The following is a 22,849-nucleotide window of genomic DNA, read 5'->3' as shown; positions in this document are numbered from 1 at the left end:
AATACATCGGGCTCGACCCGGCCACGCGCCGCAACCTCGAATTGACCGAAACGCTGCGCGGCACCGAGTCGCCCACGCTGTATTCGCTGCTCGACACCTGCTGCACGACGATGGGCAGCCGCCTGTTGCGTCACTGGCTGCATCACCCGCCGCGCGCGTCGGTCGCCGCGCAGTCGCGCCAGCAGGCGATCGGCGCGCTGCTCGATGCACCGGCCAACGCGAGCCTCGATGCGCTGCGCAGTGCGCTGCGCCAGATCGCCGACGTCGAACGGATCACCGGGCGGCTCGCGCTGCTGTCCGCGCGCCCGCGCGACCTGTCGAGCCTGCGCGACACGTTCGCCGCGCTGCCGGCGCTGCGCGAGCGCATCGGCGCGATCGTCGCGAACGCGGATGCGCTCGCGCGCGTCGACGCGGCGCTCGCGCCCCCTGCCGAATGCCTCGACCTGCTGACGAGTGCGATCGCCCCCGAGCCGGCCGCGATGGTGCGTGATGGCGGCGTGATCGCACGTGGCTACGATGCCGAGCTCGACGAACTGCGCGACATTTCGGAGAACTGCGGGCAGTTCCTGATCGATCTCGAAGCGCGCGAGCGCGCGCGCACCGGCATCGCGAACCTGCGCGTCGAATACAACAAGGTGCACGGCTTCTACATCGAGGTCACGCGCGGCCAGACCGACAAGGTGCCCGACGATTACCGCCGCCGCCAGACACTGAAGAACGCCGAGCGCTACATCACGCCGGAACTGAAGACCTTCGAGGACAAGGCGCTGTCCGCGCAGGAACGCGCGTTGGCGCGCGAGCGCGCGCTGTACGACTCGGTGTTGCAGGCGCTGCTGCCGTTCATCCCCGAATGCCAGCGCGTCGCCTCGGCCCTCGCCGAGCTCGACCTGCTCGCCGCCTTCGCCGAACGCGCACGGGCGCTCGACTGGGTCGCGCCGACCTTCACCGACGAGATCGGCATCGAAATCGAACAGGGCCGCCACCCGGTCGTCGAAGCGCAGGTCGAGCAGTTCATCGCCAACGACTGCCGATTCGGCACCGAGCGCAAGCTGCTGCTGATCACCGGGCCGAACATGGGCGGTAAGTCAACGTTCATGCGGCAGACCGCGCTGATCGCGCTGATGGCGTACGTCGGCAGCTACGTGCCGGCGAAGTCGGCATGCTTCGGCCCGATCGACCGGATCTTCACGCGCATCGGCGCGGCCGACGATCTCGCGGGCGGCCGCTCGACCTTCATGGTCGAGATGACCGAAGCGGCGGCGATCCTCAACGACGCGACACCGCAAAGCCTCGTGCTGATGGACGAGATCGGCCGCGGCACGTCGACCTTCGACGGCCTTGCGCTCGCCTGGGCCATCGCGCGCCACCTGCTGGCGCACAACGCGTGCTACACGCTGTTCGCGACGCACTACTTCGAGCTGACGCAACTGCCGGCCGAATTCCCGCAAGCGGCCAACGTCCACCTGTCGGCTGTCGAGCACGGCCACGGCATCGTGTTCCTGCACGCGGTCAACGAAGGCCCGGCGAACCAGAGCTACGGCCTCCAGGTTGCGCAACTCGCGGGCGTCCCGGCACCGGTGATCCGCGCCGCGCGCAAGCACCTCGCGTATCTCGAACAGCAGTCGGCATCCCAGCACACGCCGCAACTCGACTTGTTCAGCGCGCCGCCCGCGGCCGTCGACGATCTCGAATGCGCGGACGCGCCGGCGTTGCCCGACACGCCGCATCCGGCGCTCGAAAAACTGCGCGACATCGATCCCGACGATCTGAAGCCGCGCGAGGCGCTCGACCTGCTGTATGAATTGCGCACGCTGGTCCGGTCGCACGATGCCGACGGGCACGCGTAAGCGCATGCCGCGGGGCCTGCCGGCCCGCGCCGCCGCTGCACTCGTCGCGGCGGTGCTTGCGCTGGCGCAGGCCGGTGCACTGGCCGCGCCGCCCAAGCGCAGCGCCGCGCCCTACTCGTTCGCGGTCGTGTCGGGCGTCATCAATGCTCCGGCGGACGAACCGGCTGCGCAGCGGCTGCTCGATGCGATCGCGCGCGAGCGCAATCTCGCGTTCGTCGTCTACGCAGGCGATCTCAAAGGTTCGAAGGAAGCATGCCGCGACGCGCTGTATTCGCAGCGCGGGGCGATCCTGGATGCGGCGCGCGTGCCGCTCGTGTTCATTCCCGGCCACGACGACTGGATCGCCTGCAACACCGCGGCCGGCGGCGGCTACGACCCGGTCGAGCGGCTCGACTTCCTGCGGCAGACGCTGCTCGCCGATTCGGCACTGCCCGACCCCGGTGCACTGCAGATCACGCGGGAGAGCGAAGTCGCACGGTTCCGGCCGTATCGCGAGAACGCACGCTGGATGCGCGACGACATCGTGTACGTCGCACTCAATGCGCCGGCGCCGAACAACCATTATTTGACCGCGGGCGGCCGCAACGGCGAATTCGAGGACCGCATCATCGCGAACAGCTTCTGGATCGATCACGCGGCCGAGTATGCAAAGCGGCGCGAAGCGCGCGCGATGGTCGTGATGTTCGAAGGCGATCCGCAGTTCGAACGCTATGAACGGGCGGAACGCTTTGCCTGGCTGCGTTTCAACCGGCCACGCGTGCGTGATGGCTTCCGCGAACTGAAACGAACGTTGGTGAAGGCGGCGACGACGTTCCGCGGCCCCATTCTGGTGATGCACGCGAGCGGCGAACCGCTGGCGAACGGCTTTCTGATCGACCGTCCGCTGCATGCCGACGATGGTGAGCTGGTAGGAAACGTGACGCGCGTCGCGATCGGACCGCGCCATCCGGCGAATCAGTGGGTGAAGGTGAGCGTATCGCCGGCACGGCAGACGATCTTCAACGTCAGCCTGCAGGAGGTGCCGAAGAACCTGCCGGTGCCGCCCACGCTGCCGCTCGTGCCGCGCGACGACGTGCCGCTGCCGCAGATGCCGGAAATCCCCGCGCTGCCGGCACTGCCCGACGCGTCGTCGGTCGCGCCGCCGTTACAGGGTGACGGCGCCGCACCGGGCGGCGCGTCGTGGCCGGCACCGCCCCCCGCATCGGGGCCGGCGCCGGGCCTGCCGGCAAGCTCAGTGCAGCGTACGCCCTGACGGCGCTTCGCCGTCTTCGTCGTCATCCTCGTCGACGATCTCGAGCCCTTCCGCGCCATGCGCATGCTCGTGCTCGATTTCGTCTTCGGTGGCTTCGCGAACGTCCTTCACGGTCAGCGCGAAACGCAGCGCCATGCCCGCCAGCGGGTGATTGCCGTCCAGCACGACCTTGTCTTCGGCGATATCGGTGACCGTATAGATCAGCGAGTCGGCTTCCTCGTCACCGTCTTCCGGCGTGCCTTCGAACTGCATGCCCACTTCGAGCGGCTCGGGAAAACGGTCGCGCGGCTCGATCTTCACGAGCTCGGGATCGTAGTCGCCGAACGCGTCTTCCGGCTCGAGCTGGATCTGCGCCTGGTAGCCTGCCTCGTGGCCGTCGAGCTGTTCCTCGATCTTGGGGAACGTGCCATCATAGCCGCCGTGCAGATAGACCATCGGCTCGTCGCTTTCCTCGATCAGATTGCCCTGTGCGTCCGACAGCTTGTAAGTGACCGACACGACGGTGTTTTTTGCGATTTTCATCCAATTCTCCCAAATACAAGTCTCATTATACGATGCGCAACCGGTCTCAAGCCGAACCGCGGGATACCGCTGCCGCCCCGCTCGGCGCGCCGCCCTCCGATCTTCCCACGCCGCTGCTCGGCGGCCTCACGCCGGCGCAATTCATGCGCGGCTACTGGCAAAAGAAGCCGCTGCTGATCCGCCAGGCGATCCCCGGCGTCGCGTCGCCGGTCACGCGCGATGCCTTGTTCGAGCTCGCCGCCGACTATGACGCGGAATCACGATTGATCACCCATTTTCGTAACAAGTGGCAACTGGCGCACGGTCCGTTCGAGCCCGACGCGCTGCCTGCCGTCACGCGCAAATCCTGGACCCTGCTCGTGCAGGGGCTCGACCTGCACGTCGACGCGGCGCGCGCGCTGCTCGACCGGTTCCGTTTCATCCCGGACGCGCGGCTGGACGACCTGATGATCTCGTATGCGACGGACGGCGGCGGCGTCGGCCCGCACTTCGACTCGTATGACGTGTTCCTGCTGCAGGTCGAAGGCCGGCGCCGCTGGCGGGTCGGCGCGCAGAAGGATCTGTCGCTGCAGCCGGACGTGCCGCTGAAGATCCTCGAAAACTTCGAGCCGAGCGACGAATGGGTGCTGGAGCCCGGCGACATGCTGTACCTGCCGCCTCACATCGCGCACGACGGCGTGGCCGAAGGCGAGTGCATGACCTGCTCGATCGGCTTCCGGGCCCCGTCCGCCGGCGAGCTGGGCGCCCAGTTCCTGTACTACCTCGCGGAACGCGGCGGCCTGCGCGACGCGGGGGGCGACGATCTCTACCGCGATCCGAAGCAGCCGGCCGTCGATGCGCCCGCGCAACTGCCGCCGGCGATGGTCGAACGCGTGGCGGAGATCGTCGACGCGATCCGCTGGCGCAAGCGCGACGTCGCCGAATTCCTCGGCTGCTACCTGAGCGAGCCGAAATCGAACGTCGTTTTCGACCCGCCCGAGCGCCCGCTGTCCGAGGCCGCGTTCGTCACGCAGGCGTCACGCCGTGGCGTGCGTCTCGACAGAAGGGCCGCATTGATGTATAACGCGCGCTCGTACTTCATTAATGGCGAGGAAGGACCGCTCGAGGAAGCCGGGGAATGGCTGCCCGAACTGGCCAATCAACGTCAGATGGAGGCGAAACGGTTTGTAACACTATCCCGGGTTCCTTCGATGACAGCCTTGTTGCACGAGTGGTATCGTGCGGGCTGGATACGGGTCGGAAACCGGAATTAGTGTGAGTCGCCCCGTATGCCCGTACAGATCAAATTCTGTATGGGAAAGACAACGTATTGACCCCGCATTTGTCGACGGTCGATAGGAAAGTGCATATAATTTCCGCCCAAGCCGTAGGGAAGATTCACGCTCTAAGAAGTGCATCTCCACCAGCGGCCCAGGTCGGTGTTGGAGCACATTACCGGTATTGTTTCGCGCTGTTGCTTACCTTTAACCATAAAAGGACGTGATCATGAAGAAATCCCTCCTCGTAGCTTCCCTGTTGGCTGCTGTTGCACTGGCTGCTTGCAACAAGAGCGCTGATCAAGCTGCTTCGTCGGCTGCAAGCGACGCGGCTGCTGCTGCTTCGTCGGCTGCTTCGGCAGTTGCTGGTGCTGCGAGCGACGCTTCGGCTGCTGCTTCGTCGGCAACGGCTGCTGCGAGCGACGCTGCTGCTGCAGTGGCGTCGGCTGCTTCGGCAGCGACGGCTGCTCCGGCTTCGGGCGCAAGCCAGTAAGCCTTCAGCATCAGCTGAAAAAAACCGGCCCGAGGGCCGGTTTTTTTACGTCTGCCGCTTGCGAATCGAGCGCCCGGCAGCCGCTTCGGGCCGCCGCGGCAGCCCCGCTCCGCTCATCCGAGCATCAGCCAGTCGAAGCCCGCGTCCTGCGAGGCCACGACCACGTCTTCGCCGTCCGTCCCGAGTACGCCGCCAAACGCCTGGCGGGCCAGTTCCGGCAGATTGTTCTGCTGGCTCAGATGGGCCGCGACCAGGTGCTGCAAACGGCTGCGTTCCAGCGACGCGAGGATGTCGGCCGCGGCGGCGTTGCTCAGATGGCCGTGGTTGCCGCCGATCCGCGCCTTCAGCGACTGCGGATAGCGGCTGGCGGCCAGCATCGCGGTATCGTGGTTGGATTCGAGCACCAGCGCGTCACAGCCGCTCAGGACGGCCGTGATGTGCGGCGTGGCCATCCCGACGTCCGTCAGCACGCCGAGGCGGCGGTTTCCGTCCATGAAGACGAACTGGAGCGGTTCCCGCGCGTCGTGGGGAACCGTATAGGGCATCACGGCGAGATCGCCTATCGCGGCCGTCTCGTCGCCCCACAGCACGTGGAGATCGACATCGGCCTCGTCCGCGCCGACCGCGCGCGCGGTGCCCCAGCTCATGTAGAGCGGCAACGACGCGCGGCGCGCAAGCGTCAGCGCGCTGCCGACGTGGTCGCTGTGTTCGTGGGTGATGAGGATCGCATCGAGATCGGCGATGCAGAGATTCAGTCGGCCGAGCCGGCGCTCGACCTCCTTGGCAGAAAAGCCGCAGTCGAGCAGCACGCGGGTGGTCGTCGTGCCGCTCGAGGCCTCGACGACCAGCGCGTTGCCTTCGCTGCCGCTTCCGAGGCTGGCGAATCGCACGCGCTCAGTTCAGCTGCGCGTGCAGCAGCGAAATGAGCCGCTGCGCGTCCGACGAGTTGTCGACCTGGCCGTTCGCGCCGACCACCGCGACCTGCGTGCCGCCGTTGCCCTGCGCGCGCACGTTGATCAGGTATTCCTTGCCCGGCTTGGCTGCCGACGGGCCGCCGTAGAACAGCTTGCCGAACAGGCCGTCACGCTTGAGCTCTTCCATCGAATTCGCATAGCGCACGGTGTACATGCCCTTCTCGCGGTCGCGATTGTCGACCGTGAAGTTGGTCCGGTCGAGCGCCAGACCCACGCGCAGCCATGCGCGGTCGAACGACTCGGCCAGTTGCAGCGTCGCGGCGCCGCCGCTCGTATCGCTGACCTGCGCGGGCGCCGTCGCGGGACGCGCATCGGTCAACAGCTGCTTCGCCTGGGCGTCGGTCAGGCCGAACTTCTGCATCAGCTTCGACAGGAACACGGCTTCGAGCACCGGATTGCGCGGACGCTCTTCCCAGCGCGACGACGTACCGCCCTGCGGGCCGACCATCATTTCTTCCATCGCGCTGTGCGTGATCGAGATGTCGGTGTTGCCGTCCGACGTGCGGTTCACGAGCGTGCGGAAGCGGTCGCGCGTGCCCGACGAATAGGCGAAATCGATGACCCGGCCGATCGTGCGGCGGAACCAGTCGTCCGGAATGTTCGCGCGGTTCTCGGCCCAGTCGGTGGCCATGATGCCCGTCGACGGCGCATCGGTCTTCAGCGAGAAGCCGTTTTCCTGCCAGAATTCCTTCAGGATCGGCCACAGCTGCTCGGGCGTCCGGCCGTCGACGACGAGCCAGCGGCGATCGCCGTCGCGCTCGATGTGCATGCCGAGCGGATCCTGCGCGCTCGGGATGCCGTCGGTCGCATTGCCGGCCTGCGTCGTGGCCCGCGGCGGCAGCGTGCCGAGCCCGGCGTTGGTCGGCGGCGCGACGAACTGCTGCGTCGTCTGCACCGGCTTCAGGTCGCTCGGCACCGCGAGCGGCGGCGCCGAGCCGGTGTTCTTGTAATTGACCCGGTCAGGGGCCAGGTAGTCGTTCAGCGTATCGCAGCCAGCGAGCGCGCCCAGCGCCAGCGCCACCACCGACAACTGGATGGCGCGAGAGGAAAAGGCGAAACGTTTCATGAAATCCTTCGTCTTGCTAGAACGCTCGTCAGGAGCGGCGCCGGACGGAGCCGGCCGGTGCGGGTTGATCAGGGGTCGAGCCGGCGGCCGCAGGACGCGGCCGCCTCGGCATCAGAGGACGCCGGCCTCGACGAGGGCCGAACGCACGGCATCGTGGCAGCGCTCGTCGAGCGCCGTGAGCGGCAACCGGATGCCGCCCTGCATCTTGCCCATCGTCTGCAGCGCCCACTTCACCGGGATCGGGTTCGCTTCGATGAACAGGTTCTTGTGCAGCGACAGCAGCTTCATGTGCAGCGCGCGGGCCGTCTGCACGTCGCCGGCCAGCGCCGCGCGGCACAGCTCGCTCATCGCGCGCGGCGCGACGTTCGCGGTCACTGAGATGTTGCCGTGGCCGCCGAGCAGCATCAGCGCGATCGCGGTCGGATCGTCGCCGCTGTAGATCGCGAAATGCTTCGGTGCGGCCTTGATCAGGTGCGCGGCGCGATCGATGTTGCCGGTCGCTTCCTTCACGCCGATGATGCCCGGGACTTCCGCGAGGCGCAGCGTCGTCTCGTGCGTCATGTCCGCGACCGTCCGGCCCGGCACGTTGTACAGGATCACAGGCAGGTCGACCGCTTCGGCGATCGTCCGGAAGTGGCGGTACATGCCTTCCTGCGTCGGCTTGTTGTAGTACGGCACGACCTGCAGCGTCGCGTCCGCGCCGACGGCTTTCGCGTGCTTCGTCAGCTCGATCGCCTCGGCGGTCGAATTGCCGCCCGCGCCCGCGATGATCGGGATGCGTTTCGCCGCATGCTCGACCGCCGTGCGGATCATCAGGATGTGCTCTTCGACGCTGAGCGTTGCCGACTCGCCGCTCGTACCGACGACGACGAGCGCGTCGGTGCCTTCCGCGATGTGCCAGTCGACCAGTTTGCGAAACGCCGGCAGGTCGAGACTGCCGTCTTCGAGCATCGGGGTGACGATCGCGGGGATGCTGCCGCGGATTTGAATGCCGTCTTGGGTGCCGTTAGCCATGAAACGCGATTGATTGTGTACCGGTAAACGTTGAGATTGTAGCGGATTAGCCGGGCAGTTCGTAACGTGGAATTCCCGCCCCCGCCTTCGGGGTCGCGCCCTCGCGCACTGCGCAGAGACGCTGGACGAATGCCTCGCGCGGCGCGGCGACGAAACCGTCCTCGTACGCGACCACCCGCAGGCGGCCGTGCACCGCGTCCAGCAACTCGCCCGGGGCGAGCAGGAACGCGGGGTTGGACGGTTTTCCGACCGTTTCGTTTCCTTGCGCGAAAGTTTCGTAAATCAGCACGCCGCCCGGCGCCACGGCATCGAGCAGATGGGGCCAGAGCGGACGATGCAGGTAATTCGTGACGATCACGGCCGCAAACCGCTCGCCGGCCGGCAGCGGCCATGGCGCGCCTTCGAGATCGGCCGCGCGGGCGTCGACGCCGGGAATCGCGCGCAACGCGGCCAGCGCGGCCGGATCACGGTCGAGCGCGACGACCGGATGCCCGCGCGACGCGAACCAGCCCGCGTGGCGACCACCGCCCGCGGCAACGTCCAGCACCGCCCCGCCGGCCGGCACGAGCCGCGCCCATTGCGCGACCCAGCGCGACGGCTCGGCCTGGCCGACGTGGCCGCCCGCGGCGGCGATGACGGATTCGCTCATGCGCCGGATCAGTTGTACGACAGACCCATCGCGTCGCGCACGTCGCGCATCGTTTCCGTCGCGTACTTGCGCGCCTTGTCGCAACCGTCCGCGACGATCGCGCGCAGCAGCGACGGATCGTCCATGTACTTCTGCGCGCGCTCGAGCATCGGTTGCTGTTCGCGCAGGATGCCTTCGACGACCGGCTGCTTGCAGTCGAGGCAGCCGATACCCGCCGAGCGGCAGCCCTTCTGCACCCATTCGTGCGTCGCTTCGTCCGTGTAGACCTGGTGAAGCTGCCACACCGGGCACTTGTCGGGATCGCCCGGATCGGTGCGGCGCACGCGTGCGGGATCGGTCGGCATCGTGCGGACCTTCTTCGTGATCGTGTCGGCGTCTTCACGCAGGCCGATCGTGTTGCCGTACGACTTGGACATCTTCTGCCCGTCGAGACCCGGCATCCGCGACGCTTCGGTCAGCAGCGCCTGCGGCTCGACCAGGATGATCTTGCGCGCGCCTTCGAGATAGCCGAACAGGCGCTCGCGGTCGCTCATCGACAGGCTTTGCGATTCCTGCAGCATCGCGCGCGCCTGTTCGAGCGCCTCGTCGTCGCCTTCCTGCTGATACGCGTTGCGCAGCTCGTGATAGAGCTTCGCGCGCTTGCCGCCGAGCTTCTTCGCGGCTTCGAGCGCCTTCTCCTCGAAACCGGGCTCGCGGCCGTACAGGTAGTTGAAGCGGCGCGCGATCTCGCGCGTCATCTCGACGTGCGGCACCTGGTCCTCGCCGACCGGCACGAGCGAGCCGCGATACAGCAGGATGTCGGCGGCCATCAGCACCGGGTAGCCGAGGAAGCCGTAGGTGGACAGATCCTTGTCCTTCAGCTTCTCCATCTGCTCCTTGTAGGTCGGCACGCGCTCGAGCCAGCCGAGCGGCGTGCTCATGCCGAGCAGCAGCGCGAGTTCCGCGTGCTCGGGCACCTTGCTCTGGATGAACAGCGTCGCCTGCGCCGGATCGATGCCGGACGCGAGCCAGTCGATCAGCACGTCCCACACGTTCTTCTCGATGACCTCGGGCGTCTCGTAGTGCGTCGTCAGCGCATGCCAGTCGACGACGCAGAAGAAGCACGGGTACTCGGACTGCAGCTTCACCCAGTTTTTCAGCACGCCGTGGTAATGACCGAGGTGCAGCGACCCGGTGGGTCGCATGCCGGAGAAAATACGTTCTGGGAACATGATTGTCGTTAGAAAAGCGAGGCGAAGGGAGACAGGATGGCGCTCAGGACGGCGTAGCCGACGTTGACGAGCGGACGCAGCCAGAAGTTCGTCAGCACGCCCGTCGTGACGAGCACGAGGACGATGATGAAACCGTACGGCTCGATGCGCGACAGCGCGATCGATTGCCTGGTCGGCAGCAGCGCCGCCAGGATGCGGCCGCCGTCGAGCGGCGGCAGCGGAAACAGGTTCAGCACGCCGAGCACGAGGTTCGCGCTGACGCCGGCGAACGCCATCCGCGTGAAGAACGGCTCGTCGACGCCGACGGCCGGCAGCACCAGGGTCAGCAGGCCCCAGACGAGCGCCTGCACGAAGTTGCAGGCCGGGCCCGCGAGCGCGACCCACAGGCTGCCCCAGCGCGGATTGCGCAGGTTGCCGAACGACACCGGCACCGGCTTCGCATAGCCGAACAGGAATGCGCCGCCGGTCAGGAAGTACATCGCGAGCGGAATCGCGATCGTGCCGAGCGGGTCGATGTGGCGCATCGGATTGAACGACACGCGCCCCATCGCGTAGGCGGTGTTGTCGCCGAGCAGGCGCGCGGCGTAGCCATGCGCGGCCTCGTGCAGCGTGATCGCGAAGATCACGGGCAGCGCGTAGACGGCGATGGTCTGTATCAGGGAAGCATCCATATCGCGTTATTGTAACAAGCGCACTCGCGCAAAAATGACACCGCGGGTCATGCGGCCGAGAGTCCAAACGGTTCGAGCGCGCCGCGCCCCGCGCGGACGAGTTCGGGCGCATCGCCGGTCAGGTCGATCACCGTCGACGGTTCGCGCGGGCACGCGCCGCCGTCGATCACGAGGTCGACCTGTTTCTCGAGCCGCGTGCGGATTTCCTCGGGATCGTTCAGCGGTTCGTCGTCCGGCGGCAGGATCAGCGTCGTGCCGAGCAGCGGCTGGCCGAGCGACTCCAGCAGCGCGAGCGTGATCGCGTGATCCGGCACGCGCAGCCCGATCGTCTTGCGCGACGGGTGCGACAGCCGACGCGGCACTTCCTTCGTCGCCTGCAGGATGAACACGTACGGGCCCGGCGTCACCGACTTGATCTGCCGGTACTGGCGGTTGTCGACCATCGCGAAGTTGGCGAGCTCCGACAGGTCGCGCACGAGCAGCGACAGGTGCTGCTTCTCGTCGAGGCCGCGAATCCGCCGCACGCGCTCGACCGCATCCTTGTCGTCGAGATGGCACGCGAGCGCATAGCTCGAATCGGTCGGCATCGCGATCACGCCGCCCTTGCTGACGATCTCCACCGCCTGCTTGATCAGGCGCGGCTGCGGATTATCCGGATGAATCCTGAAGAACTGGGACATGGGGACACGTAAAGAGGGAGAAGTCGGATGTGCGCATCAACGGCAACGCGGGCGGGCCGAAGCCGCCCGGCGTCAGAGCCAGCGCTCCCAGACCGGTGTCAGGTCGGGCGGCAACGGCGGCAGGCTGCCGAGCTCGATGCGGCCCTCGCCCGGTGCGTGGAAATCCGAGCCGCGCGACACTTCGAAGCCGAAGCGGCGCGCAACGTCCGCGTATTCGCGGTACTGGTCGGGCGTATGGCTGCCCGTAATGACCTCGATCGCGCGGCCGCCGAGATCGATGAACTCGCCGAAGAACGCGTCGAATTCGACCGGCGTATAGCGATAGCGGCCCGGATGCGCGACCACCGCTTCGCCGCCTGCCGCGCGAATCCAGCCAACCGCGTCGGACAGGGACGCCCAGCGATGCGGGACGAAGCCGGGCTTGCCGTCGCCGAGCAGGCGATCGAACACGTCCGACGTCGATTCGGCGTGGCCGTTCTCGACGAGAAAACGCGCGAAGTGCGTGCGCGAGATCAGGTCGGGATTCGATACGTATTTGAGTGCACCTTCGTACGCGCCGGGGATGCCGAGCGTCGCGAGTTGCTCCGCGATCGCCACCGCGCGCGCCGCACGGCCGTGGCGCGTGCGATACAGGCCGTCGACCAGCGCCGGATGGGCGGGATCGATGTGCAGACCGACGATGTGCACGGTGCGCGATGCCCACGTGACCGAAATCTCGACGCCGCTCAGGTAGCGCATGCCGAGCGCTTCCGCCTCGCTGCGCGCCGCCGCCTGGCCGCCGATCTCGTCGTGGTCGGTCAGCGCCCACAGGGTCACCCCGCCCGCATGCGCGCGGCGCGCGACGTCGGCAGGCGACAGCAACCCGTCGGAAACATTGGAATGGCAGTGGAGATCGGCGTTCATTGTCGGCATGGCAGGTAAGGCCTCATTCTACTGCAACGCGGCAATTGCGCCGCCCGCCTGCCGTGCCGCCCGTGCCACGCGCCTATGCGCAGAACGCCTCGATCAACGCCGCGATCTGCTCGGGCTGGTCGTGATGCACCATGTGGCCGGCATCCTCGATGAGCTTCTCGCGCCAGTCGGGGAACGCGTTGAAGCGCGCCTTGAATTCGGGCAGCGGGATGTCGCCGGCCAGGTGCGCGAGCGTCGGAGAATTGACGGCCTCGACGTGCAGCACCTTTGCGCGCACCTGCTTCCAGGTCGCCATCACTTCGTCGAGCCGGTACAGCAGCGGGCCCGGCATCTTGTGCGCCGGGTCGGCGAGCAGATGGTAGAGGCCGTCGTCGCCGCGTTTCGACCAGTGCGCGGCCAGAAACGCGGCGCGGCGCGGATCGAGCCGCGGATTGGTCTTGATCAGGCGCGCCGCCACGTCGTCGAGGGATGCGTACGGCCGCAGCGCGGGCGGCTCGCGCAGCTCGTCGAGCCAGCCGCGCAGCCGGCGCGGCGCCTGTTCGGCGCGGGCCGGCGCGAGCCCGAACCCTTCGAGATCGACCACGCGGCGCACGCGTTCCGGCCGGGCGCCGGCATACAGGCACACGACGTTCGCGCCCATGCTGTGTCCGACCAGGTTGACCTCGCCGGTTGGCGCGTAGCGGTCGACGAGCGCATCGAGGTCGCCCAGGTATTCGTGGAACCAGTAGTGGCCGCCGCCCTGCCGCGCGACCGGCCAGTCGGACAGCCCGAAGCCGCGCGCATCGGGCGCGATCACCTGCCAGTCGCCCGCGAGTGCATCGACGACGAACTGGAACGACGCCGCAACGTCCATCCAGCCGTGCAGCATGAACAGCGTCGGCGCATCGGGCCGGCCCCAGCGCCGCACATGCAGCTGGACGCCGCGCACCGTGACGAAATCGGAAACAGAACTCGACGCACTCATTGCCACCGCCAAAAAAAGAATGGTCGTTCGATTATAGCGGCGATGCTCCAGTTCCGGCGGCCGGCAATCGAGGTACCGCTCTAGCAGCGAGGTCGTACGGCGCCAGGCGGAAAGAGGCTGTCGATCGGGCGCGCAAGCAGGCGGCCCACCCGACGCAGCCGCACGCGATCCGGCTAATGCGCGGTGCGCCCGTCCGCCGCGTCCTGCGCGGCCAGTTCGTCGAGTTCGGCCTGCTCGAAGCCGGCATCGCGTCGCGCATCGAAATTGAACGGGCCGCGCAGCCGCGGCGCATGGTATTGCTCGGCGAGCTGCCGATAGGTCGGCACGGGGTCGCGCCCGGCTGCGTCGCACAGATGGCGGAACCAGCGGTTACCGATCGCGACGTGGCCGATTTCGTCGCGCAGGATCACGTCGAGGATCGCAGCCGACGCGTCGTCGCCCGCCTGCACGAGCCGCGCGCGGATCGGTGGCGAGGCGTCCAGCCCGCGCGCCTCGAGCGTGCGCGGCACGAGCGCCATGCGCGCGAGCACATCGTCCTTGGTCCGCTCGCACATCTCCCATAGCCCGTTATGCGCGGGAAAATCGCCGTACGCATGCCCGAAGCCGTCGGCGAGCCGGTCGGACAGCAGCGTGAAGTGATAGGCCTCCTCGGCCGCGACCTTCAGCCAGTCCGCATAGAACGCGTCGGGCATGTCCGCGAAGCGCCAGACCGCGTCGAGCGCCAGGTTGATCGCGTTGAACTCGATATGGGCGAGCGCGTGCAGCAGCACGGCGCGCCCTTCGGGCGATCGCATGCTGCGCCGCTGCAGCTCGCGCGGCTCGACCAGCGGGGGCTGCGCCGGGCGCCCGGGCAGACCGGCCGGTTCGCGCAACTGGAGCGCCGGCGCGATCGCCGCCTGCCCGGCGCGCAGCGCATCGTGCAGCGCGCGCACTCGCGCGGCCTTGGCCGCCGGCTCGGCAATACGCAGCGCATCGAGCGCCACGCTGCGCACACAGGCCTGCGGCTGGTCGAAAGAAGAAGACTCCATGCTCATAAACGGGGACACCTTGCGTACGCATCGCGGGAGCATCGGCACGCGACGGTTTACAATATGCGTTTGTTCCGCGGCGCCAGGCGCCGGGCAAACCGGACGCGCCATTCTACCGGCGCCCATCATCGAAGAGACAAGGAGACTCCGTGACGATCTACAAGCTGGGCGAGACGGCCCCGACGATCCACGAAAGCGTATTCGTCGCCGATACGGCGGCCATCATCGGCAAGGTCGTGCTCGAGGAAAACGCGAGCGTGTGGTTCGGCGCGACGATTCGCGGCGACAACGAGACGATCACGGTCGGCGCCGGCAGCAACGTCCAGGAAGGCGCGGTCCTGCATACCGACCCCGGCTTTCCGCTGACGATTGCCGAGAACGTGACGATCGGGCACCAGGCGATGCTGCACGGCTGCACGATCGGCGAAGGTTCGCTGATCGGGATTCAGGCGGTGGTCTTGAATGGAGCGGTCATCGGCCGCAACTGTCTGGTGGGTGCCGGCGCGGTCGTGACGGAAGGCAAGACGTTCCCGGACAATTCGCTGATTCTCGGCGCACCGGCGAAAGTCGTGCGCGAGCTGTCGGCCGAAGACGTCGCGCGGCTGCGCGCGAACGCGAAGACGTATGTCGAGCGACGTGCGCATTTCAAGGAGCAACTCGTGCGGATCGGGTGATTCGCACGGATTTCAAGGAAGAAGAGTGAGCGACCAGTTACAGAAATTCATGTTCAATGCGGCGCCCGTGCGCGGCGAGATCGTTTCGCTGCGCAACACGTGGCAGGAAGTGCTCGCCCGCCGCGACTACCCTGCCCCGGTGCGCACGGTGCTCGGCGAGATGATGGCCGCATGCGCGCTGCTGTCCGCGAACCTGAAATTTCACGGCACCCTGATCATGCAGATCTTCGGCGACGGGCCGGTCCAGATGCTGGTCGTCCAGTGCGGGTCCGATCTGTCGATGCGGGCCACCGCGAAGTTCTCCGGCGACGCCGCGCAGACGATCAGCGACGACACGAGTTTCGCGTCGCTCGTCAACGCGAGCGGCCACGGCCGCTGCGTGATCACGCTCGATCCGGCCGACAAGCTGCCGGGCCAGCAGCCGTATCAAGGCATCGTGCCGCTGAACGGCGTCGACGGCCCGCTCGAATCGGTGTCGCAGGTGCTCGAGCACTACATGCATCACTCGGAGCAGCTCGACACGCGGCTGTGGCTCGCGGCCGATCGCGACCGCGCGGTCGGCATGCTGCTGCAGAAGCTGCCGGGCGACGGCGGCATCGTGCCGCGCAACGCCGAAACCGATATCGACACGTGGGAGCGCGTGTGCACGCTCGGCGGCACGCTGTCCGCGAAGGAACTGCTCGAAGTCGAACCGGAAGTCGTGTTCCGCCGGCTGTTCTGGCAGGAAAACGTGCAGCACTTCGAACCGGCCGGCACGCGCTTCCAGTGTTCGTGCTCGCGCGAGAAGGTCGGTGCGATGCTGCGCATGCTCGGTCGTGAAGAAGTCGACAGCGTGATCGTCGAGCGCGGCCACGTCGAGATCCACTGCGAGTTCTGCAACCAGCGCTATGAATTCGATCCGGTCGACGTCGCGCAACTGTTTGCGGCACCCGGTGTCGAAACCGGCATCGCGCCCGCGACCGACCAGCGTCACTGAGCCATGCGCCCGTGCCCGCCACCGGCGCGGCACGGGCGCATAATGACGCACGAGCGCCGCACCGCGGCTCAGGCGCCCAAGGCCCGGCCTTCGGCGCAAGCCGCTTTCCCACGGTCGGCGCGCCGCAGGAGAAACACATGAATCGCCCTCACCCCTTGCTCACCATCCGCAGCGTCGTCCTGACGGGCATGGCCGCCGGCACGCTCGCGCTGGGCGGCTGCGCGATGCCGCCGCCGACTTCCACGATCCTGAGCCGCCTGCCCGAACCGGGCGCGTCGGGCGGCCAGCCACCCGTGTTGTCGAGCGCCGAACGCAAGCGCTACGACGAGATCGACCAGCAGGTGCTGCGCGAACAGAACAGCGCGATGGCAGCCGAAGCGGCGGCGCGCGCGTGGGCGTATTACTCGCCGCCACCCGTGACGGTCTACGGCGGGTACTACGGCGGATGGGGCAATCGCTGGGGCACGGGCGTCAGCTACGGTTACCCGGGCTGGTGGTGGTGAGCGGCGTCGTCCGATCGATTGCTGACTGGCAGGAAATAAAAAAGCGCGGCATTTCCCGCGCTTTTTCAATGGATTCGACGTACCGCGCTCAGTGATGCGCCGGCTTGCCCTTGTCGCCGCCGTGATGGCGCGACGGCTTCGCGATCGACTGCGGATTCGGCACGACCCGCACCGGCGCCGCCGAAACCGCGCCGCGCGTCGACGTATTCGATGGCGTGTTGTTCACTGGCCCCGCAGGCGCATTCGGCGACACGAACTGCACGAATACTTCGCCGTCCTTCACCATGCCCATCTCGTAGCGCGCACGCTCCTCGATCGCCGCGGTGCCGCTCTGCAGATCCTGCACTTCGCCCGCGGTGCGCTCGTTGCGCAGCTTCTCGTCCGCATTCTTCTGAAGCTGGTCGTCGAGCTGCTGACGCAATTCGTGCACCCGCAGCCAGCCGCCGTGTCCCCACCATAGGGGGTACTGAATGAGCGCCAGCAAGGCAATCAGGACGACAGTGACAAGCCGCATGTAAGAGACGCAGATATAAGAAGCGCCGCTCCGCGCACAGGCACAGAGCGGCGTCGAGATGACGAACCCGATAGTAGCGCGTTAGCGCAGGTTATAGAAAGCCGATTTGCCCGGGTAGCTCGCGATGTCGCCGAGGTCTTCCTCGATGCGCAGCAGCTGGTTGTACTTCGAGATGCGGTCGCTGCGCGACAGCGAACCCGTCTTGATCTGACCGGCGTTCAGGCCGACCGCGATGTCCGCGATCGTCGAATCTTCCGTTTCGCCCGAGCGGTGCGAGATCACGGCCGTGTAACCCGCGCGCTTCGCCATTTCGATCGCCGCGAACGTTTCGGTCAGCGTACCAATCTGGTTGATCTTGATGAGGATCGAGTTCGCGATGCCCTTCTCGATGCCTTCCTTCAGGATGCGCGTGTTCGTGACGAACAGGTCGTCGCCGACCAACTGCACCTTCTTGCCGAGACGATCGGTCAGCAGCTTCCAGCCGTCCCAGTCGCTTTCGTGCATGCCGTCCTCGATCGATACGATCGGGAACTTGTCGGCGAGCGTCGCGAGGTAGTCGGTAAATTCGGCCGACGACAGTTGCAGGCCTTCGCCGGCGAGCTGGTACTTGCCGTCGTGGTAGAACTCGGATGCCGCGCAGTCGAGCGCGAGCAGCACGTCTTCGCCCGCACGGTAGCCGGCCTTCTCGATCGCCTGCAGGATCGTCGACAGGCACTCGTCGTTGCTGCCGAAGTTCGGTGCGAAACCGCCTTCGTCGCCGACGGCCGTGCTCATGCCGCGGTCGCTCAGGATCTTCTTCAGCGCGTGGAACACTTCCGCGCCGCAACGCAGCGCTTCACGGAACGTCGGCTGGCTGACCGGAACGATCATGAATTCCTGGATGTCCAGGCTGTTGTTCGCGTGCGCGCCGCCGTTGACGATGTTCATCATCGGCACCGGCAGTTGCATCGCACCCGAACCGCCGAAGTAGCGGTACAGCGGCAGGCCGGCCTCTTCAGCGGCGGCCTTCGCGACGGCCATCGACACGGCCAGCATCGCGTTCGCGCCGAGGCGCGACTTGTTGTCGGTGCCGTCCAGCTCGAGCAGCGTCTTGTCGAGGAACGCCTGTTCCGACGCGTCGAGGCCCATGATGGCTTCGGAGATTTCGGTGTTGATGTGCTCGACTGCCTTCAGCACGCCCTTGCCGTTGTAGCGGCCGGCTTCGCCGTCGCGCAGTTCGATCGCTTCACGCGAGCCGGTGGACGCGCCCGACGGCACCGCCGCGCGGCCCATCGTGCCCGATTCGAGCAGCACGTCGCATTCGACGGTGGGGTTGCCGCGCGAATCCAGAATCTCGCGGCCGATGATATCTACGATTGCACTCATGGGTTTCCTCTGAGAATGACGATGGATTCTTCAAACTGCGACGGCGTGCGTGCCGGAACCGCTTTCGCTACAGACGCGCGAAGCCGTCGCAAGGTTCATTCGATCTTTAATTGAAATCGTTTTCCAGGAACGGATTGCGCTTCACCGCCTGGTCGAGCGTGACGAGGGTCTCCAGCAACGCGCCCATCCGGTTCAGCGGCACCGCGTTCGGGCCGTCCGACTTCGCCTCGGCCGGATTCGGATGCGTTTCCATGAAGAGGCCCGCGACGCCCGTCGCGACCGCCGCACGGGCGAGCACCGGCACGAATTCGCGCTGGCCGCCCGAGCTCGTGCCCTGCCCGCCCGGCAGCTGCACCGAGTGGGTCGCATCGAACACGACCGGCGCGTTCGTCTCGCGCATGATCGCGAGCGAACGCATGTCCGACACGAGATTGTTGTAGCCGAACGAGACGCCGCGCTCGCACGCCATGAAGCGGTCTTCCGACAGCCCCGCGTCACGCGCCGCGTCGCGCGCCTTGTCGATCACGTTCTTCATGTCGTGCGGCGCGAGGAACTGGCCCTTCTTGATGTTGACGGGCTTGCCCGAGCGCGCGCACGCATGGATGAAGTCGGTCTGGCGGCACAGGAACGCCGGCGTCTGCAGCACGTCGACGACCGACGCGACCTGCTCGATCTCGTCGATCGAATGCACGTCGGTCAGCACCGGCAGGCCGAGCTGGCGCTTCACCTCGCCGAGAATCCGCAGCCCCTCGTCCATTCCGAGGCCACGAAACGACTTGCCCGAGCTGCGGTTCGCCTTGTCGTAGGACGACTTGTAGATGAACGGAACGTTCAGCTTCTCGCAGATCTCCTTCAGGCGGCCCGCCGTGTCGATCGTCATTTGCTCCGATTCGACGACGCAGGTACCCGCGATCAGGAAGAAAGGCTGGTCGAGACCGACCTCGAAATCGCACAGCTTCATGCTTGCACTCCGCGCGCTTGCTTGTTGGCAAGCGCCGCTTCGACGAACGACTTGAACAGAGGATGACCGTCACGCGGCGTGGACGTGAATTCCGGGTGGAACTGGACGCCGACGAACCACGGGTGCATCGAACGCGGCAGCTCCATCATTTCCGGCAGATCCTCGCTCGGGGTACGGGCGCTGATGATAAGGCCGCCGGCTTCGAGCTGGGGCACGAAGCGGTTATTGACTTCATAACGGTGGCGATGGCGCTCGTTCACGTCCTTGCCGTAGATTTCTTCCGCCATCGTGCCCGGCTTGATCGGGCAGCGCTGCGAACCCAGGCGCATCGTGCCGCCGAGGTCGGATTCCTCGGTGCGCGTCTCGACCTTGCCTTCGCGGTCGTACCATTCGGTGATCAGCGCGACCACGCGCTCCGGCGTGTCCGGATCGAATTCCGTGCTGTTCGCCTGCTTCAGGCCGACGACGTCGCGCGCGAATTCGATCACCGCGAGCTGCATGCCGAGGCAGATGCCGAGGTACGGCACCTTCGACTCGCGCGCGTAGCGAACCGCGGCGATCTTGCCTTCCGTGCCGCGACGGCCGAAACCGCCCGGCACCAGCACGGCGTCGAGATGCTTCAGGCTGTCGACGCCGTTCGTCTCGAGCTCTTCCGAGTCGATGTACTCGATGTTGACCTTGGTCGACGTGTGGATCGACGCATGGCGCAGCGCCTCGATCAGCGACTTGTACGACTCGGTCAGATCGACGTACTTGCCGACCATGCCGATCGTCACTTCCTGCTTCGGGTTCTCGAGCTTCTCGACGAGCGCCGACCACATGCTCAGGTCGGCGTCCTTCGGCGACAGCTTCAGCTCTTCGCAGATGATCCGGTCGAGGCCCTGGTCGTGCAGCATCTGCGGAATCTTGTAGATGCTGTCGGCATCCCACACCGAGATCACGGCGTCTTCCGGCACGTTCGAGAACATCGAGATCTTCTTCGATTCGTCGTCGGGGATGCGGCGATCCGCACGGCACAGCAGCACGTGCGGCAGGATGCCGATCTCGCGCAGCTTCTGCACGCTGTGCTGGGTCGGCTTCGTCTTCAGCTCGCCGGCCGTCGCGACGTACGGCACGAGCGTCAGGTGCACGAAGCACGCGCTGTTGCGGCCGAGGCGCAGGCTCATCTGGCGTGCGGCCTCGAGGAACGGCAGCGACTCGATGTCGCCGACCGTGCCGCCGATCTCGACGATCGCGACGTCCGGCTCGCCGCAGGTGGCCGATGCGGCCCCGCGCTCGATGAACGCCTGGATTTCGTTCGTGATGTGCGGAATGACCTGCACGGTCTTGCCGAGATAGTCGCCGCGGCGTTCCTTGCGGATCACCGATTCGTAGATCTGGCCGGTCGTGAAGTTGTTGGCCTTGCGCATCTTCGTGCTGATGAAGCGCTCGTAGTGGCCGAGGTCGAGGTCGGTCTCCGCTCCGTCTTCCGTCACGAACACTTCGCCGTGTTGAAACGGGCTCATCGTGCCGGGGTCGACGTTGATGTAGGGATCAAGCTTGAGGAGGGTGACTTTCAGACCGCGCGATTCGAGGATCGCGGCGAGGGAAGCGGCGGCAATGCCCTTGCCAAGGGAAGAAACTACGCCGCCGGTGACGAAAACATATTTGGTCATCGCTGGATGCTCGCGGGAAAAACGGATTATACCGTAAAGCCCGCCCTTCTCTCAGCAATTGGCGTGATGATCGCGCCCCGTTCGGGCCGACCCGCGCCGGCCGTGCGCGCCGGTACGAACCGGCCGGCCGGTCGGCGCCGCACGCATCCACCGGCGGGCGTTCCAGCCGCCCGGCGAAACGTCAGGCGCGCTTCGCGAGCGGCGCGCCGGCCTGCGAAACGCCGCCCTCTTCCGCCTTCAGCGAATTCAGCATCCGCTGCAATGCGCGGGCGGTCTCGATCGGCCGCTCCATCGGGAACAGGTGGCTGCCCTCGAGCCATTCGATGCGCCCCCGCGTCGCGCGGCGCGTCGCATCGAGCCCGACCTGCCGCACCTCGCGCGAGCGCGTGCCGGCGAGAAAGCCGAGCGGCACCGGCGCGCCGTGCGCGAGCCGCGGGCCGAGCGTGTGCGGCAGCGTCCGGTAGATCAGGTATTCGACCTGCCGGTCGAACGCGAGCGCGCGCTCGCCGTCGGCGCCGGCCTGCGGAATCCCGTAGTCGATATAGTCGGCCAGCATCCGTTCGTCCCAGCGCGCGAACGCGGGCTTCTCGCGGAAGTGCCGCCAGACTTCGTCGCGGCTCATCCAGCGGGTGCGCCGGTTGCGCGTCGCCGCGGCCGGCGACAGCCGCTCGTCGAGCCCCGCCCACTGGCTCGCGCGCAGCGCGCCGGCACGCCAGCCCGCGATGATCGGCGAATCGATCATCACGACGCCGCGCACCCACTGCGGCTTCTTCAGCGCGGCCATCAGCGACAGGTAGCCGCCGAGCGAATGGCCGACGAGCCAGACCGGACGCTCGTAGCGGCTGCCGATGTCGTCGAGCAGTTGCTCGACGAGATGCGGCCAGTCGCGCGTCACCGGGTAGCGGCGGTCGTGGCCGATCCGTTCGACGTAGCGCAACTCGTAGTCGTCGGCCAGTTCGGCGAAGATCGTCCGGTACGTCGACGCCGGGAAGCCGTTCGCATGCGAGAAGTGGAGGATGTCCTTCAAACGCCGATGTCTCCTTTGTCGGCGGGAGTTAGTGCTTCAGCACTTACTCCCGCCCCATGCTTCGCGGTCGACCGGCGTTGGCGCTTTGGCTCTCACGCCAGTCCCATGCTTCGTATTCTGTCGGGACCGTGCTTCGGTACGGCACGCCGGCCCCGAACTTTCCATCCCGATACGGCGGCCTTCGCCGCGCTCACCGGTCCATCCAGTACCTGCGCCGTTCGTCGCGATAGCGCGCGAAGGCAAACCCGCCGCCGGCCGGCGCGACGTCGAATCGCACGGCGCCGTCGCGATCGGTGCGCGGCAGCGGAATCCCGCGCGCCTCGTAGCGGGCCAGCACGGTCCGGTGCGGATGCCCGAAACGATTACGATAGCCTACAGGAAATACCGCGACGCGCGGCCCGACCGAATCGAGGAAAGGCTCGACCGACGACGTGCGGCTGCCGTGGTGCGGAACGACCAGGATCTGCGCGGCCAGCGCGTCGCGCGCATCGGCCACCAGCCGGCGCTCGGCGGCGGCCTCGATGTCGCCCGTCAGCAGTGCCGACGTGCCGCCCGCATCGAGGCGCAACACGCACGATTGTCCGTTCGACGACCCCGTGCCCACCCCGCCCGGCGGCCACAGCATCGTGAAGACG

At 66.9% G+C, this 22,849-nt stretch carries 24 protein-coding genes and 1 pseudogene; 7 read left to right on the top strand and 18 right to left on the bottom strand.

The window, feature by feature from the left end; genetic code table 11:
• Positions 1 to 1,847 (top strand): DNA mismatch repair protein MutS (mutS, locus tag H3O04_RS20255; RefSeq protein ID WP_202588321.1); only part of this gene is annotated, 1,847 nt, incomplete at its 5' end.
• A 4-nt stretch (positions 1,848 to 1,851) separates the two neighbouring features.
• Positions 1,852 to 3,099: a hypothetical protein gene (locus H3O04_RS20250; RefSeq protein ID WP_023475921.1), complete on the top strand. Its 1,248-nt coding sequence runs from the start codon at positions 1,852 to 1,854 to the stop codon at positions 3,097 to 3,099.
• On the opposite strand, the gene H3O04_RS20245 is transcribed toward H3O04_RS20250, so the two are convergent.
• Entirely contained in the window at positions 3,079 to 3,621 is a 543-nt protein-coding gene (locus H3O04_RS20245) for an FKBP-type peptidyl-prolyl cis-trans isomerase (protein WP_011694320.1), read from the bottom strand. The genes H3O04_RS20250 and H3O04_RS20245 overlap by 21 nt on opposite strands.
• A gap of 32 nt (positions 3,622 to 3,653) precedes the next feature.
• Here H3O04_RS20245 and H3O04_RS20240 point away from each other — a divergent pair, with 32 nt between their 5' ends.
• Both H3O04_RS20240 and H3O04_RS36680 read left to right on the top strand, forming a co-directional pair.
• Positions 3,654 to 4,874 carry a cupin domain-containing protein gene (locus H3O04_RS20240; RefSeq protein WP_006478419.1) on the top strand — a complete coding sequence of 407 codons (1,221 nt, stop codon included), beginning with the start codon at positions 3,654 to 3,656 and terminating at the stop codon, positions 4,872 to 4,874.
• 56 nt (positions 4,875 to 4,930) lie between these two features.
• Positions 4,931 to 5,177, top strand: a pseudogene (locus H3O04_RS36680) (hypothetical protein).
• Here the strand turns inward: H3O04_RS36680 and H3O04_RS20235 are convergent.
• The 11 genes from H3O04_RS20235 to H3O04_RS20185 all read right to left on the bottom strand — a co-directional run bounded on the left by H3O04_RS20235 (position 5,178) and on the right by H3O04_RS20185 (position 14,545).
• On the bottom strand, positions 5,178 to 5,381 hold the full coding sequence (locus tag H3O04_RS20235; protein ID WP_006487056.1) for a hypothetical protein: 204 nt from the start codon (positions 5,379 to 5,381) through the stop codon (positions 5,178 to 5,180). It abuts the pseudogene before it with no gap.
• A gap of 102 nt (positions 5,382 to 5,483) precedes the next feature.
• Positions 5,484 to 6,260, bottom strand: coding sequence for an MBL fold metallo-hydrolase (locus H3O04_RS20230; RefSeq protein ID WP_011549482.1), 777 nt, complete (start codon positions 6,258 to 6,260; stop codon positions 5,484 to 5,486).
• A gap of 4 nt (positions 6,261 to 6,264) precedes the next feature.
• The gene (gene bamC / locus H3O04_RS20225) at positions 6,265 to 7,410 is read right to left on the bottom strand and encodes an outer membrane protein assembly factor BamC (protein WP_006478417.1); all 1,146 of its coding nucleotides are present in this window, start codon (positions 7,408 to 7,410) and stop codon (positions 6,265 to 6,267) included.
• Positions 7,411 to 7,521: 111 nt separating this feature from the next.
• Positions 7,522 to 8,424, bottom strand: coding sequence for a 4-hydroxy-tetrahydrodipicolinate synthase (gene dapA / locus H3O04_RS20220; protein ID WP_012328805.1), 903 nt, complete (start codon positions 8,422 to 8,424; stop codon positions 7,522 to 7,524).
• Positions 8,425 to 8,470: 46 nt separating this feature from the next.
• Positions 8,471 to 9,073, bottom strand: a complete 603-nt coding sequence (locus H3O04_RS20215) for a class I SAM-dependent methyltransferase (RefSeq protein WP_006478415.1) — start codon at positions 9,071 to 9,073, stop codon at positions 8,471 to 8,473.
• Positions 9,074 to 9,081: 8 nt separating this feature from the next.
• Entirely contained in the window at positions 9,082 to 10,284 is a 1,203-nt protein-coding gene (locus H3O04_RS20210; protein WP_012328807.1) for a tryptophan--tRNA ligase, read from the bottom strand.
• A gap of 8 nt (positions 10,285 to 10,292) precedes the next feature.
• A complete protein-coding gene (locus H3O04_RS20205; protein ID WP_011549479.1) occupies positions 10,293 to 10,955 on the bottom strand; it encodes a site-2 protease family protein in 663 nt (220 codons plus the stop codon).
• Between the two features lie 47 nt (positions 10,956 to 11,002).
• Entirely contained in the window at positions 11,003 to 11,635 is a 633-nt protein-coding gene (locus H3O04_RS20200; RefSeq protein WP_006478414.1) for an L-threonylcarbamoyladenylate synthase, read from the bottom strand.
• 72 nt (positions 11,636 to 11,707) lie between these two features.
• Complete coding sequence (locus H3O04_RS20195) at positions 11,708 to 12,538, bottom strand: 3',5'-nucleoside bisphosphate phosphatase (protein WP_043887388.1); 831 nt, start codon at positions 12,536 to 12,538, stop codon at positions 11,708 to 11,710.
• An 82-nt stretch (positions 12,539 to 12,620) separates the two neighbouring features.
• Entirely contained in the window at positions 12,621 to 13,511 is an 891-nt protein-coding gene (locus H3O04_RS20190; protein WP_006478412.1) for an alpha/beta fold hydrolase, read from the bottom strand.
• 173 nt (positions 13,512 to 13,684) lie between these two features.
• Complete coding sequence (locus H3O04_RS20185; RefSeq protein ID WP_175769573.1) at positions 13,685 to 14,545, bottom strand: ferritin-like domain-containing protein; 861 nt, start codon at positions 14,543 to 14,545, stop codon at positions 13,685 to 13,687.
• 143 nt (positions 14,546 to 14,688) lie between these two features.
• Here H3O04_RS20185 and H3O04_RS20180 point away from each other — a divergent pair, with 143 nt between their 5' ends.
• From H3O04_RS20180 to H3O04_RS20170, 3 genes are all read left to right on the top strand, one after another.
• Positions 14,689 to 15,213, top strand: coding sequence for a gamma carbonic anhydrase family protein (locus H3O04_RS20180; RefSeq protein ID WP_006478410.1), 525 nt, complete (start codon positions 14,689 to 14,691; stop codon positions 15,211 to 15,213).
• Between the two features lie 25 nt (positions 15,214 to 15,238).
• Positions 15,239 to 16,189 (top strand): Hsp33 family molecular chaperone HslO, encoded by a 951-nt coding sequence (gene hslO / locus H3O04_RS20175; RefSeq protein WP_012328811.1) that lies wholly within the window; start codon positions 15,239 to 15,241, stop codon positions 16,187 to 16,189.
• 137 nt (positions 16,190 to 16,326) lie between these two features.
• Complete coding sequence (locus tag H3O04_RS20170; protein ID WP_053526304.1) at positions 16,327 to 16,692, top strand: hypothetical protein; 366 nt, start codon at positions 16,327 to 16,329, stop codon at positions 16,690 to 16,692.
• A gap of 88 nt (positions 16,693 to 16,780) precedes the next feature.
• On the opposite strand, the gene ftsB is transcribed toward H3O04_RS20170, so the two are convergent.
• The 6 genes from ftsB to H3O04_RS20140 all read right to left on the bottom strand — a co-directional run.
• The gene (gene ftsB / locus H3O04_RS20165; RefSeq protein WP_006478407.1) at positions 16,781 to 17,206 is read right to left on the bottom strand and encodes a cell division protein FtsB; all 426 of its coding nucleotides are present in this window, start codon (positions 17,204 to 17,206) and stop codon (positions 16,781 to 16,783) included.
• A gap of 81 nt (positions 17,207 to 17,287) precedes the next feature.
• Positions 17,288 to 18,571, bottom strand: coding sequence for a phosphopyruvate hydratase (gene eno / locus H3O04_RS20160; RefSeq protein WP_006478406.1), 1,284 nt, complete (start codon positions 18,569 to 18,571; stop codon positions 17,288 to 17,290).
• A gap of 106 nt (positions 18,572 to 18,677) precedes the next feature.
• Positions 18,678 to 19,532: a 3-deoxy-8-phosphooctulonate synthase gene (gene kdsA, locus H3O04_RS20155; protein ID WP_011549472.1), complete on the bottom strand. Its 855-nt coding sequence runs from the start codon at positions 19,530 to 19,532 to the stop codon at positions 18,678 to 18,680.
• The gene (locus H3O04_RS20150; RefSeq protein ID WP_006478404.1) at positions 19,529 to 21,187 is read right to left on the bottom strand and encodes a CTP synthase; all 1,659 of its coding nucleotides are present in this window, start codon (positions 21,185 to 21,187) and stop codon (positions 19,529 to 19,531) included. The genes kdsA and H3O04_RS20150 overlap by 4 nt, the downstream gene beginning before the upstream one ends.
• Positions 21,188 to 21,368: 181 nt before the next feature.
• The gene (locus tag H3O04_RS20145) at positions 21,369 to 22,214 is read right to left on the bottom strand and encodes an alpha/beta fold hydrolase (RefSeq protein WP_034174518.1); all 846 of its coding nucleotides are present in this window, start codon (positions 22,212 to 22,214) and stop codon (positions 21,369 to 21,371) included.
• A 190-nt stretch (positions 22,215 to 22,404) separates the two neighbouring features.
• Positions 22,405 to 22,849, bottom strand: a 445-nt coding sequence (locus H3O04_RS20140) for a ComEC/Rec2 family competence protein (RefSeq protein ID WP_442862837.1), incomplete at its 5' end; no start/stop codon positions are given.

The organism is Burkholderia sp. KCJ3K979, assembly GCF_016759955.1.
Lineage (GTDB): Bacteria > Pseudomonadota > Gammaproteobacteria > Burkholderiales > Burkholderiaceae > Burkholderia > Burkholderia orbicola.
The sequence above is the reverse complement of the archived record's forward strand: the minus strand, read 5'-3'. Positions and strand labels throughout refer to the sequence as shown.

Bases quoted from the DNA above. Each gene is read 5' to 3' on its own strand.
- H3O04_RS20250 (WP_023475921.1), top strand. From the start codon at position 1,852: ATGCCGCGGGGCCTGCCGGCCCGCGCCGCCGCTGCACTCGTCGCGGCG.
- H3O04_RS20245 (WP_011694320.1), bottom strand. From the start codon at position 3,621: ATGAAAATCGCAAAAAACACCGTCGTGTCGGTCACTTACAAGCTGTCG.
- H3O04_RS20240 (WP_006478419.1), top strand. From the start codon at position 3,654: ATGCGCAACCGGTCTCAAGCCGAACCGCGGGATACCGCTGCCGCCCCG.
- H3O04_RS20235 (WP_006487056.1), bottom strand. From the start codon at position 5,381: ATGCTGAAGGCTTACTGGCTTGCGCCCGAAGCCGGAGCAGCCGTCGCT.
- bamC (WP_006478417.1), bottom strand. From the start codon at position 7,410: ATGAAACGTTTCGCCTTTTCCTCTCGCGCCATCCAGTTGTCGGTGGTG.
- dapA (WP_012328805.1), bottom strand. From the start codon at position 8,424: ATGGCTAACGGCACCCAAGACGGCATTCAAATCCGCGGCAGCATCCCC.
- H3O04_RS20215 (WP_006478415.1), bottom strand. From the start codon at position 9,073: ATGAGCGAATCCGTCATCGCCGCCGCGGGCGGCCACGTCGGCCAGGCC.
- H3O04_RS20210 (WP_012328807.1), bottom strand. From the start codon at position 10,284: ATGTTCCCAGAACGTATTTTCTCCGGCATGCGACCCACCGGGTCGCTG.
- H3O04_RS20205 (WP_011549479.1), bottom strand. From the start codon at position 10,955: ATGGATGCTTCCCTGATACAGACCATCGCCGTCTACGCGCTGCCCGTG.
- H3O04_RS20200 (WP_006478414.1), bottom strand. From the start codon at position 11,635: ATGTCCCAGTTCTTCAGGATTCATCCGGATAATCCGCAGCCGCGCCTG.
- H3O04_RS20195 (WP_043887388.1), bottom strand. From the start codon at position 12,538: ATGAACGCCGATCTCCACTGCCATTCCAATGTTTCCGACGGGTTGCTG.
- H3O04_RS20190 (WP_006478412.1), bottom strand. From the start codon at position 13,511: ATGAGTGCGTCGAGTTCTGTTTCCGATTTCGTCACGGTGCGCGGCGTC.
- H3O04_RS20185 (WP_175769573.1), bottom strand. From the start codon at position 14,545: ATGAGCATGGAGTCTTCTTCTTTCGACCAGCCGCAGGCCTGTGTGCGC.
- H3O04_RS20170 (WP_053526304.1), top strand. From the start codon at position 16,327: ATGAATCGCCCTCACCCCTTGCTCACCATCCGCAGCGTCGTCCTGACG.
- ftsB (WP_006478407.1), bottom strand. From the start codon at position 17,206: ATGCGGCTTGTCACTGTCGTCCTGATTGCCTTGCTGGCGCTCATTCAG.
- eno (WP_006478406.1), bottom strand. From the start codon at position 18,571: ATGAGTGCAATCGTAGATATCATCGGCCGCGAGATTCTGGATTCGCGC.
- kdsA (WP_011549472.1), bottom strand. From the start codon at position 19,532: ATGAAGCTGTGCGATTTCGAGGTCGGTCTCGACCAGCCTTTCTTCCTG.
- H3O04_RS20150 (WP_006478404.1), bottom strand. From the start codon at position 21,187: ATGACCAAATATGTTTTCGTCACCGGCGGCGTAGTTTCTTCCCTTGGC.